This window comes from Vibrio sp. L5-1 (assembly GCF_021728315.1).
GTDB classification, from domain to species: Bacteria; Pseudomonadota; Gammaproteobacteria; order Enterobacterales; family Vibrionaceae; genus Vibrio; species Vibrio splendidus_K.
Window position 1 is genome coordinate 1 of sequence record NZ_JAKKCQ010000018.1, and the last position, 12,940, is coordinate 12,940.

At 39.9% G+C, this 12,940-nt stretch carries 11 protein-coding genes and 4 pseudogenes; 11 read left to right on the plus strand and 4 right to left on the minus strand.

Features of this window, described 5'->3' with window-relative positions:
• Window positions 1-150: 150 nt before the first annotated feature.
• Both L3V35_RS24990 and L3V35_RS24995 read left to right on the plus strand, forming a co-directional pair.
• A pseudogene (locus L3V35_RS24990) lies at window positions 151-288 on the plus strand (JAB domain-containing protein); the annotation flags it as partial.
• 160 nt (window positions 289-448) lie between these two features.
• Complete coding sequence (locus tag L3V35_RS24995) at window positions 449-928, plus strand: hypothetical protein (protein WP_237300814.1); 480 nt, start codon at window positions 449-451, stop codon at window positions 926-928.
• 398 nt (window positions 929-1,326) lie between these two features.
• Here the strand turns inward: L3V35_RS24995 and L3V35_RS25000 are convergent, their stop codons facing one another.
• The 3 genes from L3V35_RS25000 to L3V35_RS25010 form a co-directional block, all read right to left on the minus strand.
• The gene (locus L3V35_RS25000; protein WP_237300815.1) at window positions 1,327-2,244 is read right to left on the minus strand and encodes a PhzF family isomerase; all 918 of its coding nucleotides are present in this window, start codon (window positions 2,242-2,244) and stop codon (window positions 1,327-1,329) included.
• Window positions 2,222-2,650 (minus strand): RidA family protein, encoded by a 429-nt coding sequence (locus tag L3V35_RS25005; protein ID WP_237300816.1) that lies wholly within the window; start codon window positions 2,648-2,650, stop codon window positions 2,222-2,224. The genes L3V35_RS25000 and L3V35_RS25005 overlap by 23 nt, the downstream gene beginning before the upstream one ends.
• A gap of 109 nt (window positions 2,651-2,759) precedes the next feature.
• A complete protein-coding gene (locus L3V35_RS25010) occupies window positions 2,760-2,969 on the minus strand; it encodes a hypothetical protein (RefSeq protein ID WP_237300817.1) in 210 nt (69 codons plus the stop codon).
• 248 nt (window positions 2,970-3,217) lie between these two features.
• Between L3V35_RS25010 and L3V35_RS25015 the strand changes: the two genes are divergently transcribed.
• The 5 genes and pseudogenes from L3V35_RS25015 to L3V35_RS25035 all read left to right on the plus strand — a co-directional run.
• The gene (locus L3V35_RS25015) at window positions 3,218-4,045 is read left to right on the plus strand and encodes a LysR family transcriptional regulator (RefSeq protein ID WP_237300818.1); all 828 of its coding nucleotides are present in this window, start codon (window positions 3,218-3,220) and stop codon (window positions 4,043-4,045) included.
• 328 nt (window positions 4,046-4,373) lie between these two features.
• A pseudogene (locus tag L3V35_RS25020) lies at window positions 4,374-4,962 on the plus strand (IS5 family transposase); the annotation flags it as partial.
• Between the two features lie 993 nt (window positions 4,963-5,955).
• The gene (locus L3V35_RS25025; protein ID WP_237300819.1) at window positions 5,956-6,588 is read left to right on the plus strand and encodes a LysE family translocator; all 633 of its coding nucleotides are present in this window, start codon (window positions 5,956-5,958) and stop codon (window positions 6,586-6,588) included.
• Between the two features lie 1,390 nt (window positions 6,589-7,978).
• The gene (locus tag L3V35_RS25030; protein ID WP_237300823.1) at window positions 7,979-8,500 is read left to right on the plus strand and encodes a GNAT family protein; all 522 of its coding nucleotides are present in this window, start codon (window positions 7,979-7,981) and stop codon (window positions 8,498-8,500) included.
• Window positions 8,501-8,680: 180 nt separating this feature from the next.
• Window positions 8,681-8,779: pseudogene (locus L3V35_RS25035) on the plus strand (IS6 family transposase); the annotation flags it as partial.
• A 179-nt stretch (window positions 8,780-8,958) separates the two neighbouring features.
• Here the strand turns inward: L3V35_RS25035 and L3V35_RS25040 are convergent.
• Window positions 8,959-9,435, minus strand: coding sequence for a GNAT family N-acetyltransferase (locus L3V35_RS25040; RefSeq protein WP_237300820.1), 477 nt, complete (start codon window positions 9,433-9,435; stop codon window positions 8,959-8,961).
• Between the two features lie 320 nt (window positions 9,436-9,755).
• On the opposite strand from L3V35_RS25040, the gene L3V35_RS25045 reads away from it, so the two are divergent.
• The 4 genes and pseudogenes from L3V35_RS25045 to L3V35_RS25060 form a co-directional block, all read left to right on the plus strand.
• Entirely contained in the window at window positions 9,756-10,226 is a 471-nt protein-coding gene (locus L3V35_RS25045) for a hypothetical protein (RefSeq protein WP_237300821.1), read from the plus strand.
• 516 nt (window positions 10,227-10,742) lie between these two features.
• Window positions 10,743-10,946, plus strand: coding sequence for a hypothetical protein (locus L3V35_RS25050; protein WP_237300822.1), 204 nt, complete (start codon window positions 10,743-10,745; stop codon window positions 10,944-10,946).
• A 587-nt stretch (window positions 10,947-11,533) separates the two neighbouring features.
• Window positions 11,534-12,739, plus strand: a complete 1,206-nt coding sequence (locus L3V35_RS25055) for a DUF1611 domain-containing protein (protein ID WP_102338688.1) — start codon at window positions 11,534-11,536, stop codon at window positions 12,737-12,739.
• Window positions 12,736-12,940 (plus strand): annotated as a pseudogene (locus tag L3V35_RS25060) (alanine/ornithine racemase family PLP-dependent enzyme); the annotation flags it as partial. The gene L3V35_RS25055 and the pseudogene L3V35_RS25060, both read left to right, overlap by 4 nt.

Consider the following 12,940-nt stretch of genomic DNA (forward strand, 5'->3'; position numbering starts at 1 on the left):
CACATGATGGAACACAAGAAACTGCGAGTTGATGATTGTCAAATGGAGAGCCGGATGCGGGGAAACTCGCACGTCCGGTTCGGAGAGAGGAGTGAGTAAAACCGCCAGCTGTGAAGCTGGTATGGCGTACTTGCCCCTACTCTACGCGACGCCACCCCAAGTCAAGCAGATCGCCGCATTACCCGCCAACTAACGGACGCGTTGGCATTGGTTGATATCCGAGTATTGGACCACTTCGTGGTTTCATTCGAGAGTGTAGTTTCATTTTCTGAACGAGGTTGGATTTAAATGAAGCGGCCATAAGCCGCTTATTTTTACAGTGTACTTTGTTGCGATGTGATGGATTATGATATATCAATATGCGACCAATATCATAATATACAAGATCAAACATGGGACGGGGTGTGGCAAGATAGCTTTATTGTAACCTCCTGAATATCGAGTCGTGATGAGCCAAGATAATGAGGCCCAACTAAGGCGCCGTATTGAATGTATTCTAGAGCGCTACCCTAATGCCTCGTCGTTGATGGTTCGCCAGCGATTGATTGTGAATGTCACCCCCGCTCACCTTTATCTACACCTAATCCCTTTCTATGATCAGTGCCGCATCGATGACAGTGTTGATATTCAACGTGAACTTGGCAAAATGATGGCCATGCATTTGGGGTTGAGCGTGATAGTGCGAACACTGTCAACAAAGCCCTATAACTATCGTCAGGTAGAGCAGGCGTTACTTGAACTGACGGTGGACTTTGACCACGTTGAACAAGCTCGGCGCTGTAAAGTCACGCATTTTGGCCATGATATGGCGAAAGATGAGCATCATCATTCGCATTGGGTGATGGTACTGCAAAAACTCGGGCACCGATTACCTGAAATTTGGCAGGCATTACGGCAACGCGTTAGAGTCGAGCCCATCGACCGTTAATAATTGATGTATCAGTCATCGGAGCGGCTTTTGCGAGTGTCACGTCAATTTAATGATTTAATGACATTGGCGCTTGCTGAATGTTAGTTGGCTTTTTATACGGATTGTGCAGTTTCTCGGGCTCTGGGAGGTTAAAGTGAGCGCATTGAGTACAGCTATAGGGACGTACAAGGGGGGGGAACCGCATACAATAGTTGGTCACCTTTGTCTCCTTGAAACGTGATGCGTTTTTAAATGTTTGGCGCCCGCTTCTCGGAGCAGGCTTGATTGTCTGACCAAAATATATCTGACTATTTTAAACACACTTTTGGACAAAAATGTGCTAACCACTTTGCTAAATTAACAGTTCTCGAATAACTATAGGGATGGTGAGTAACTTAACTCAGAGTCCAAAACTGCTAGGTGCGGAGCAGTTTTACAGGTTTCAGTGACAACTCTGCGACTCTCTTACCAACTAGTACGGCTTGCCCTGCAATGCTGACGAGTAATTGTGTATCGGTTTTCTCCACTGACACTAGTACTCGGCCGGGTTTTCCTATTGCCAGTCCCTGATATCCCCAATAACATGCTTTCGAGTTACACTCAATCAAACTGTGCTGAACAAGATAAGCTCCTGCGGGGCCATTGGCATTACCCGTTACAGGGTCTTCGTTAATCCCAATTGCAGGGGCAAACATTCGTCCATAAGTTATAGGTTTTTGCTTGCTCCCCTCTAAAAAAAAGGGAAAGAATCCATTGCAGCCTATCTCATCACTGAGCGCTTTTAACTTCTCGTTATCCGGGGTTAATCCATCAAGCTTCTTCCTGCTAAGCATAGGAACCATAACCTTGGAATGACCTGTCGAGACAATTTGTATTGGCAGTTCAGCAAAATCACTCACACTAATACCTAGGGCATTTGCCAGCCCATTCCGTTGATTTTGGCTAAATGGCGGTAGAAACTCCACGCGCCCCTGAGTCATTTTCACCAAGATATCTTTTGGGCTACCCGAAATTGATACAGGTAGATTGCCTGCCCCTGTCTTCGCTATTAACGGATAGTCTGATAGATGCCCTGTACTGGCTCGCAAAAAATGAGTAGCTATGGTCGCGTGTCCACATATTGGAACCTCATTGGTGGGGGTAAAGTATCGAACATATACGTCATGGCTTTGATCTTTAGGTGACAAAACAAAGGCCGTTTCTGAATAACCCGTAAATGCAGCAATATATTGCATCTCCTGAGTGGTAAGCTGGTTTGCATCTAAAACAACTCCCGCCCGATTTCCAGTGTTAGGTTCGCTGGTAAATGCATCAACCACATAAATGGTAACCATCGCACGATTCCTCTGCTGTTGGCATAGTGATTTCTGCGATAGCTTCCGCCATCACCCAAAAATCTTGTTTAATTGAAGCGACACATATTACTGCTCTAGCAGGTTTATGCTCACCCATAAAATCAGCAAAAGTTTGATCTAGTATTGGCCAGTACTTCACATCTGTAGAATAAAACCTGACCAACGCTATACTCTGTAGTGTGCCGCCTGCCGCTTGAGTGAGCGCTAGAGTGTTGTTTAAAACAGAACGAGTCTGCCTTTCAACCTCTTTCGCCATGTCTTTTTTTTCAACACTTGCCGCAGTATCAGGAAGTTGTGCAGATATGTACAATGTATTACTTATCAAGGTAGCTTGACTGTAATGACCATTTGGTTGTTTAGCGCAAGCGGTATTAATGAATTCCACTTTGTGATTTCCTTAGTAGTTCTTGTTTGAATGGTATAAATAGAAATCTCGTGGATACTATTCTTTTTATTGCAAATACGTTTCGGATTGTTCGAGTGGAAACTGCCAATCAATCTAAACCAAGATCTCGTTTCATGTGCTCACTAAGCTCATATGTACTTGGTAAGTTGATGTTACTTTTTCTGTGGCGAGCTCTCATCTCATCACCAAATAATGTAACAAACACTTTTGTGTAATACTGGAGAGCATAATTTATCGGGTTATAAAAAAATTTGTGAGAAAATATATATTTCTTTTTATTTTGACTTTCTACTTTCATGGTTTAATTCTCTAATTTTATTAGCTTATAGATAAAGATTAAAAAAACAGAACAATAGTTATTTCTATTATTAGAAAAATAACGGTTAACAATAATGAGGTTTTCATTAACTAAACTCTTAAAATTCAGAATCTCAAATGAGTCTGATTAATAATTAAAATATCACTTTCATCCTCCAACGAAAGCTAGTTATACTAAGTGGGCATTTAAAAGACAACGTGACTCAGAGTTGCAAATAGGTAACAATCATGGAATTGATGAACAATGAGCTAATCTGCTTTGCGGCAGTTTGTAAGCACCTTTCCTTGACAGAGGCTTCAAAGGAGCTTGGAAAATCGAAGGCTCAAGTAAGCCGTCAACTGGCAACCTTAGAAAAACAGCTTGGGGTTACGCTGGTTCACCGAACAACAAGAAAACTCGTTCTGACTGATCATGGTGAAAGCATCAAAGAGCTTGCCATCGAAGCTTTGGATAATTTGCAAGAGTTGACTTACAGAGCAAAATCACTGAGTGACTGCATTAATGGGAAATTTAAAATAACAATGCCTAATTCAATAGCATCTTCTATTTTTGGTGATATTCTTAAAGGCCTTCAAGAACGATATCCTGCTGTGAACTTTGAAATATCATCAAGTAATAACATTGAAAACTTATTAGAAAGCAATGTAGACATGGCAATTAGGCTTAATAACGTTGTTGATGACGCATTGATTGCACATAAAGTAGCAAATTATAACGATATTTTAATATCAAAAATCGACGACACTAAAAATAACACTTTACTCATCTATAAAAACCATTCGAGCAAAGAGTTGATAAAGAAGAATTATAATGATGTCATTGAAGTTGATAATACATCCATTTTAATTAACTTTGTTGCTAGAGGAGTCGGTGTTGGCGTCATTCCAAATTATCTCATGAAAGATAGCCACATAAATAGCCATATCCATACTGTGGAAATTTTCGATACGGAAAGATCGATGTATATCGCTTACCCTTATCAAAATCCACTGCCGAGAAAGTTGGCCGAAATCTCAACTTTCATTAGAGCAGAATTGGCTAGTACTTTACGTTAATAGAAGCTCCTTTTTCTAACGGTGTAGTTGATGACAATTTTTATTTAGCCATTTGCTTAAATGTCTTGGACTAGTGCGCGTTACCTAAAGACTTGGTCGAGGTTTTAAAAAATGCGACTACTTTAAATTGGGTATTAGTTTTATCATGTACTAATGAGTGGAGTAAAAATTACTTAGAAGTGGCTTTGTAGTGTAATTCGGTTGAACTAAATCTATACGATCTGATCAGCTACATTCATTATCCCTCATAGCCTCATAGCCTCATAGCCTCATAGCCTCATAGCCTCATAGCCTCATAGCCTCATAGCCTAAAGCTCGTTACAAAACAATCAACAGGAAGCAATACAACCAATCACTCATTAACCGTGGCTCTCTGACCTTTTGGATTGATGAAGAAGCGATAAGTAGCTGGGCGCAAAGCAAACAGAATAAGCGTGGTAGGCCACGTCGATTAGTGATTCATGGTGAAACGCGTGTTTTCTATGCCACTGAGAGCGCTGTAAGGATTTATCGACTCGATATTTAGACTTGCTCATGTTCCATTAAGTTGTCCAAATTACACCTGCATCAGTCGTAGAGCAAAGCAAGTTGAGGTCTCATTTAAGACTAAAACGAGAGGAGCAATACAGCACCTAGCGATTGATGCTACTGGCCTTAAGGTTTATGGCGAAGGTGAATGGAAAGTCAAAAAACACGGGACGGATGGCAAGCGTAGAGTCTGGGGAAAGCTGCATATTGCCGTCGACACAAGCACTCATGAAATTATTGCAGCCGAGCTAAGTTTATCGACGGTTACAAATGGAGAAGTCCTCCCGAACTTACTGAAACAAACACGCCTAAGTATCCTTAAGGTATCTGGTCATTGTACTTACGACCCGAGTGTCTATCACGATGCAATTATGATTAAGCGAGCCGTTGCGAGAGAGGGCTTAAACTGGTTTCTATTAAATTTAATCTAGGCATGACTATTTATAGGGGCCTAATTTTAGAGGTTATTATTTCGAGAACTAACATGGGACTATAGAAATGACATAAATAGAATGTAGTGTATTTCACCATTGAAAAAGAGTTGTTGCTTAGGTTGTGTGTAGGTATTAATTGAAGTGACAATCTCTTTATGCCTAGGAGTGGCCATTAATTCAATAATTATATATAAATAATAAGACAATTAATCACCTGTGCAAGAGAATAACTAAGTTCAGCTGGATGGAGGTTATCAACAATGGTTTATCAATGGGCAGTATTTCGTCATCAGCGCCCTATTTTTGGGGCGGGGTGTGAATTATTTGTTGTCATACTCGCTTTTTTATCAATAGCTTTACCTCTGATATATGAAGAAAGCTTATTGATGTTGGGGATATCTTCAGGACTTGCCCTCATCTGCTTTATTCTATTTTCACTTTTTGCCCAAAGTGACAAGCTACGAAGGTCAATGTCTAGCTAGAGTAATGGTTAGACTCAAGGAAGGTAAGTCCCTGTTCTTGGGTATCTCTATAACTTTGAAAAGCAAAATGTCGCTTAATGGCTTAATGGAGTGTGCAGTTTGGTTAGAGTCGATCAGCTTAATCTGCACCGCCAAGATTAGACACTAAGTTAAGCGATTTTCCATACTTTTAGTTATTTACTAATTGAGCAAAGTCGCTTGGTAGTTACGATACGACAGAATCGCTTGGTGATCACAGGGAGCTAACTACCGTGTCGAGCTCGGATCTGCCCCATATCAGCATAGAGTAAAACTCATTGCAGGTTATATCAATAACTTTGCATAAATCATGCTAATGATAAACAATCTTTTCTTAACACTCGAAACCGATCAGCTTTGAGTTCATGCTAAACCTGTGGCAATTATTCAGCTTTTATCTCAAATGATTAGTTGGTAGGATCTGACGAACTGCAAGGAGCCAGTAAAAATGATTGATACCACGATATTACCGCTATTCTTTGTTACCACAATATTCTTAGCAATCTCTCCAGGTCCAGACTTAGTACTCATATCATCATATTCTTCGATTCGTGGATTTAAATCTGGAGTAATGGTGTCCCTTGGTATTTTCATCGCAGGGTTAATTCAAACACTGTTAGTAGCATTTGGCTTAGGAAAACTGATGCAAGCGATGCCACCTTTGGTATTGGCAATCAAAATTGTTGGGGCAATTTATCTATCTTGGCTCGGAATAAATTTATTACGTGGATGGCTAAAGAATAAAGGAGACGTATCTGCAAGTCAGACGATTCAGTCTTTGGGTAATAAAGAGCTAGTCTACCGTGGTTTACTTAACAATATTATGAACCCCAAAGCGTTACTCTTCTTTAGTATGTTCTTGCCTCAGTTTACTCATTCTGATGGTGCTTTAACCAGCCAGATACTCATACTTGGAACCATTCTTAGTAGTATTGTTTTATGTATCAATACTATTTTCTCATTGTCTTTTAGTAAGTTGGGTTCTTTGCTAGGTCGTAAGTTTAGTTTAAACCGTCATATTGATGGTGCATTGGGTGTGGTGTTTTTGGGGCTTGCTGCCCGTTTAGCTACAAGTAAGTAATCTGTGTATACCAGCGTTTAAGGTTTTAGATACTTTTCCTTATCCGAATGAAACGAGTTAGAGGCAGGCCCTAACTCGGCTTGTCCAACTCTGAGTCAGCATGTCGTCGCGACTCAAGGCTAGTTACAATGATGTATTTTACAACTGGAAGCAAGTTGGCTTTGTCGGCAAGAGCTGATAACAAAGAGAGCTAAAGCCGACTAAATTGATTAACGAATAACTTTCAATTTTTTTGGTTATAGTATGTGTAACAAAATTCTAATAATACTTGAGTTATTTTAAATGAAACAAGAAGTACATAGGTTTGAGCTATCAATAAATAGCACTATCTCTGAAGTCTATGGCCACTTTACTAAGGCAAATAGTGACCAAAGTCTCGATAGAATGTTTGAAGGTCTTCAAAAAAAACTCAGAAAAATTAACTGCTCAGTGAGAGAGAGGGAATGTACTTTCATTAATGTTTACATTGCATACGGCAGAAGACAAGAGGACTTTGATGGTAAAGGGAAGACTTGTAGTTCTTTTTCTACAAGGAGAATCGAAAGTATAATGAACACCCACTCTAACCTTTCGCCGGCAGACCTACTAGGTGAGGCTTTGCGATCTTTAGAGCAGTAATATGGGACTAGATACGATTATCAAGCTGCTTACCAAGTGCCTTGATTGTTCCCTTTATTTTAAGAGCATATATCAAGCTTTTCTCAGGATTCAGTACAATGGACTGAAACTCATCCCCACGCAGAATAGAGCTTGAATACCCGTTATGGTCCTTTGAATATTGAGCTTAGATCTTGGATAGCCTTAATCCTTTTCACTAAATCGCCATAATCTTCCGTCGATAGCTTAGTCGATTTTACTATGTCACCACTGATCACAGCAATAGTATTCGTTTCGCTCCATTTTCACCTCAAAAGCACAGTAGGCCCATTTAGAGGCTAAGTTTTCAGTGCGATAAGAATTGCCAGAGATTTTTTAGTCTTTTGGTATCACGCTACACGAATGCGTTGCCTCAACCTCACTGCGACTCATTCCAAAATTAAGCTTAAAACTGGAATTAGCTTAGCAATTGCTATAATTCAAAAATATAGGGCCCGTTTCAGGTTGAACTGTAACCCATAGCACTTTCTAACTAAAAAGTTCTCCATTACGTGCTGACTTGCTTTTACCTAATTTCATCTTCAATAATTTACCAGTTACAAATCTAATACATATTATTTTGTCTATTGGGTTTGTTTAAGCTGCTAGGTTGCAATCATATTATTTTAGCAAGTTACTAATTGGACGTTGAACGTAATGAGGAACTGTTGCACAGTTAAGTGAAGAGATAGGTCATTCAGACTTATAATTTTCGTTAGCTGCTATTGGGTACAGGGAAAGCATGAAGCAAGGTATGACAGTAGAGATCAGGGCAGCACAACCAAGTGAGTTAGAGTCAATTTTTGTTCTTGTCACATCTCATAATGAGTGGACTCAGTTTAATGGGCCGTACTTTCCTTATGAGCATCCAACATTAAGTGAATTTGAACAATCTACTTTCAAACGGTTACTTAAAGGTTCTGATTTACAATTGGTTATAGCTAATAATGCTCCTGTTGGTGTGGTCAATAGTTACTGGGAATGTGAAGATACCCGTTGGCTTGAAGCTGGCGTGGTTATCTATGATTCAAACTATTGGGGGCAGGGGATAGCAGCAAAAGCAGTTCCCCTTTGGGTTACACACTTGTTCAGCATTAATGACATTGAGCGAGTTGGTATGACAACGTGGTCGGGAAACCCTAGAATGATGTCTTTGGCATTAAAGTTAGGTTTTCAACAAGAAGCTTGGTTACGTAAAGTTCGATACTACCAAGGTAAATATTACGATTCAATCAAGTTTGGAGTATTACGTTCAGAATGGAAACATCACAGATAACATTTAAGGTTTCAAGATACTTTTTTCTAATATCAAGTGGGTGAGCTAGGTCAAAGTCCTATCTCAGAAATGTCTAGAGGCGTGCTAGCGATAACTGCCGTTAACCGTAATTTCGTCATTTTTAGCCTGTATTTTGGGGGCGAAAGTGCCCCTGTATGAGAGGAACTTGGTATTAATTGACGTCAAGATGTCATACATAGGCAAGTGAGGTATATGGACAATGGGGTAGAGTCAGACCATACTCCAAACAAGAAACTCATCGAAGCGATTCAAGGTCTTTAAAGGTTACGGATACTGAACAAGTGTCAATTTGATTTTTGGTTATGCCGTGACCGGCTGGAGGTGAGAGTGCCGGAGGGATCAGTCATTTTTGAATGGACTCTTCAATATCTTCACAGTTTAGGTCTAAAATGAGGCGGCTAAATAGCCGTCCCAGGCACACCATCTGACTTGTTTATTCACTCATTCCGTAAGCCAAAAATTAATTCAATTTCATCATCAAGTCTTCTGCCCGTTGGTATAAAACCGATCCTTTGATAAATGGAGAGCGCATTGCCTTTTTCTTTATCCATCGTGGTCAGGGAGACGCCTTTTAAACCAATAATGGAAGCGTATTTCTTACTGAAGTTAATCGCTTGACTCCCCAATCCCTTTCCTTGGAAACGATGGTCAATCATGATGCGCCATACATATAAATGCTCCTTTTGAAAGTGTTCATCGTGTGAGTCCAGTATTCTAGGGTCAATCAGAGAGATTAGGCCCGCAGGTTTATCGTTTAAGTAAATACCATAGTTGATGCTATCGTCGTTAAAGCTGGCTTCTACAAGCCATTCTGTGTTGTTAGCAATCAGTTGTTTTTGAGACTCTTCCACTGAGAGCTCAATAATGTCATCGATGATGGTACTGTTTATTTTTAAGAAGCTAATTTTATTCATGCTTATTTACCTTGGATAGGTATTTCATTAAAAGTAACTGACCAATGCAAGGATCTTGAGTAAGCCAATCTTGAGCTATCAAAATGGTAATGTCGCTTTGGCTCCTGTCTTTTAACAGAGGCTCTTCAACTATTTTATAGATCTTTCTATTTGGCGCATGCTAGAACTCGCCAATCGTTTTTAACTAAGTATATAGTCACAGTAGAGTTATGAGCTAAGCTCTTAGCTTCTTTTGTGTCTAAAGTCATCACCATGTTGAAAAGCTCCTCAAAATATCTATGTTTAATATACGATATTAATTTGTAAGGATTATTTTTAGTATGAGTGCAACTCCTATCAACATTCTGTTTGTTTGCGTTAAAAAAGGCGTAAGAGCGGCTATCGCTAAAGCAATTGTAGAGCAGCAATTTAATGGGATGGTACAAGCAACTTGCTCAGGGTTTGAGACTGGAGGAACACCCCAAGCTATCTTAGACGAATTGTCTAACTTACTTTGTGTACCTATACAGACCGAAAGCAAAACTGTTTTTGAATACAAAAAGACAAAAGAAAACTTCGATTACGTGATTACGCTGTGTGACCAAATAAGTATTGAGCAGTGTAATTTGTTTGTTGAATGCGTAAACGTGGTTTATTCACACATACCAAACAAGCTTCGCTGGAATGTCCCCAACCTTGGATCCGCCCTAGAATTATCAGGGAATGACAGAACCATGTTTGTAAAAGAGGTCGTAGACCAAATAACCTTTCAAGTGTCGCAACTTGTTGCAAACATTCAAGTAAAAAGCTGAACTACTTCTCATGTAAGGCCAAACCTTAAGCTGCTGAAGCAACAATAAGGCTAGTGCAAATATAAGTTGAAGATGTTACTTATCTCAGTGACAAACGGCGCATAGTACTATTAAGTTACGGGCTTCACTCAACGCGTTCTTTCTGCCATCACGGTTCCGTACCTCACTATCACTACAAGTGTTAAAAACTAAGAAGTAGGAGTCATTGTTCTATCAATCTTTGGGCACTGACTTTTCAGAATCCTAGAAAAACCTAATGAGTATTCCTTGAACCTTAGAGCATCTCCTAGCTTAACGGCAAGGTATAGAATAATGCTTCGCTTAACAAGGTGTTAAATCCCGTGATAACAGAGCCTTATCTTTTCAAAGTCACACTTTCGATGTCCACTAGAAAATAAACTATATTTTTTTACAATCTAGTCTACTGTTAAAAATAGAAGGGATTCTTCTAATAACGTCATCAATTGGCAACCAGAACACAAAGATTCTGTCGCCTAGGCTAGAAAAGGAAACACTATGGTTTTACAATCATGCCGCATAACTTTCACCAATCAAAATATCTTTATTTGTCAGTCAGTCGAGCATTCTCTCAGCCTTCTTGAGGCTGAAATTAACAATGGTATTTCTAAAGTTAGAATCGAAGCTGGTGATGGTTGTGAGATTCACTCCTATCATTTTGATTCGATTGAGGAGTCCATTGAAAGCCTCATGAACCTCTAAGGCGGCCGTCATAAATTAAGCACCTATATCAAGCTATAGGTTTATCTAAGTAAAATGGCGCTTAGTGAAGTGTCAGTCTGACTGGACGTTACAACTTTGCACTTACACATAATGCTACCCATAATTGACACCTTATAGTTTTTAGACATCACATGAATTGTATTTGGGGAAATTCATGTTGTTTAAAAACGCTAACATGTTGCCGAAACCAATAACGGGGCATTTCTGAGGTAGAACGTGCCACGAGTAAAAATTCAGCCTGTGATGGTTTTGGACAGAAACGCGTTAGATCAAAAACTCTAACTCACTTAACTGATATTAGAAAAAGTATCTTGAAACCTTAAAGCTGAGAGGTTGATACGGCGACGTTGAACAATGAATCTTAGATCTCTAATCAGTCACGTTAGTATGAGTGAAGCCTGAAAGTGATAGACTTAGAAAGCGTATTAATAATAACCAACAAAAGTCTGGTGAGTGTGTTACCTTGGTTGTTATCCCTACCGCTTAGTGGGGACTTCTTTTCTTTTCCGAACTCGCATCTCGGCACTCCTTAGTTGCCCTCCTAAGCCTCACCGCAGGCTTTAATTATGTCCATTTCAACCCAAAAGTTAAGAAACATCTTCAAACTCACTAGAATTAAAAATGTAGAAATCAACAACGACGTACCCCATTCCGCACCTTGGTTACCACTTGCTCAGAAAGTAAATCCTGTCATCCCTTCGGCAATTATATATTGCGAAGGTAATTTCGGTGAAATTGATGGTAAAACCGCTAATGGGCTAGTGAGGCATTCATTAAGCTATCGTATTCTATCGGTTATTGATAGTGTATCTGCCGGCTTAGATGCTGGAGAAGTACTTGATAACAAAGCCAATGGAATACCGATCCTTGCCAATGCTGAAGAAGCTATCATTCACGCGGAAAGCATTCCCGATTACTTCATTTTTGGCATTGCGCCATCAAGTGGTTTTTTATCTGACTTAGATAAAAGCATCATTTTAAATGCCATGTCACTAGGAATGAACATCGTAAATGGCTTGCATGAATTCCTAACTGATGATCCTCTGTTTTTAGAAGCTAGCTTAAAGAATAACGTTCGAATATTCGATACTCGCAAACCCAAAAGTAAAGGCGATCTGAAAACGTTTAGCGGCAAAATACACAACGTTAAATGTCCGAGAATTGCTGTAATGGGGACGGATTGCGCGCTAGGAAAACGAACAACAGCAACAATATTGGCGAATGAACTGACTAGAAAAGGCCTTAACGTCGTTCTGATTGCCACTGGTCAAACAGGTATTATGCAAGGCGCACAATACTGCGTTGCACTCGATGCTGTCCCTTCACAATTTTGTGCCGGTGAGTTGGAATCTGTCATTGTACAGGCTTATGAAAAAGAAAATCCGGACCTGATTATTATTGAAGGGCAAGGAGCCTTGAGTCACCCTGCGTTTTCAACCAGCGCATTTATCTTACGTGGCAGTTGTCCAGCGGGTGTGATATTGCAACATGCTCCTAAACGTTTATATCGTAGTGATTTTCCTGATTGCCCAATGCCTTCGATTGCCTCAGAAATCAATCTTATCGAAACGTTTTCTAATACCGATGTTATTGGACTAACACTGAATCATGAAGATATGTCTTTAGATGAAACACGCTGTGTGATAGACAGCTACACTACCGAATTTGGTATACCGGTTACTGATGCATTATCACAGCCTGTCGAACATCTACTGCACATCGTAACGTCAGCCTTCCCTATGATAGCAAGAAAACTGGCCGCAAAAGGGTGAACTACCCTAGATTAGACATTGATTGTGGGAAGATTCACCAAAACGCTCAGTTCCTGATTACTCAGCTCTCACTAAAAAATATATCCGTTACGCCTGTAACAAAAGCCTTCCTCGGCCACCCTATCATCGCACAAGTTCTTATTGATGCTGGCGCAACAATGTTAGCCGATTCAAGAATCGAAAATCTTCAAAAGATGACTG

Coding starts and splice junctions, on each gene's coding strand:
- L3V35_RS25000 (WP_237300815.1), bottom strand. CDS start 2,244: ATGGTTACCATTTATGTGGTTGATGCATTTACCAGCGAACCTAACACT.
- L3V35_RS25030 (WP_237300823.1), top strand. CDS start 7,979: ATGACAGTAGAGATCAGGGCAGCACAACCAAGTGAGTTAGAGTCAATT.
- L3V35_RS25040 (WP_237300820.1), bottom strand. CDS start 9,435: ATGAATAAAATTAGCTTCTTAAAAATAAACAGTACCATCATCGATGAC.
- L3V35_RS25055 (WP_102338688.1), top strand. CDS start 11,534: ATGTCCATTTCAACCCAAAAGTTAAGAAACATCTTCAAACTCACTAGA.
- L3V35_RS25045 (WP_237300821.1), top strand. CDS start 9,756: ATGAGTGCAACTCCTATCAACATTCTGTTTGTTTGCGTTAAAAAAGGC.
- L3V35_RS24995 (WP_237300814.1), top strand. CDS start 449: ATGAGCCAAGATAATGAGGCCCAACTAAGGCGCCGTATTGAATGTATT.
- L3V35_RS25010 (WP_237300817.1), bottom strand. CDS start 2,969: ATGAAAGTAGAAAGTCAAAATAAAAAGAAATATATATTTTCTCACAAA.
- L3V35_RS25050 (WP_237300822.1), top strand. CDS start 10,743: ATGGTTTTACAATCATGCCGCATAACTTTCACCAATCAAAATATCTTT.
- L3V35_RS25015 (WP_237300818.1), top strand. CDS start 3,218: ATGGAATTGATGAACAATGAGCTAATCTGCTTTGCGGCAGTTTGTAAG.
- L3V35_RS25025 (WP_237300819.1), top strand. CDS start 5,956: ATGATTGATACCACGATATTACCGCTATTCTTTGTTACCACAATATTC.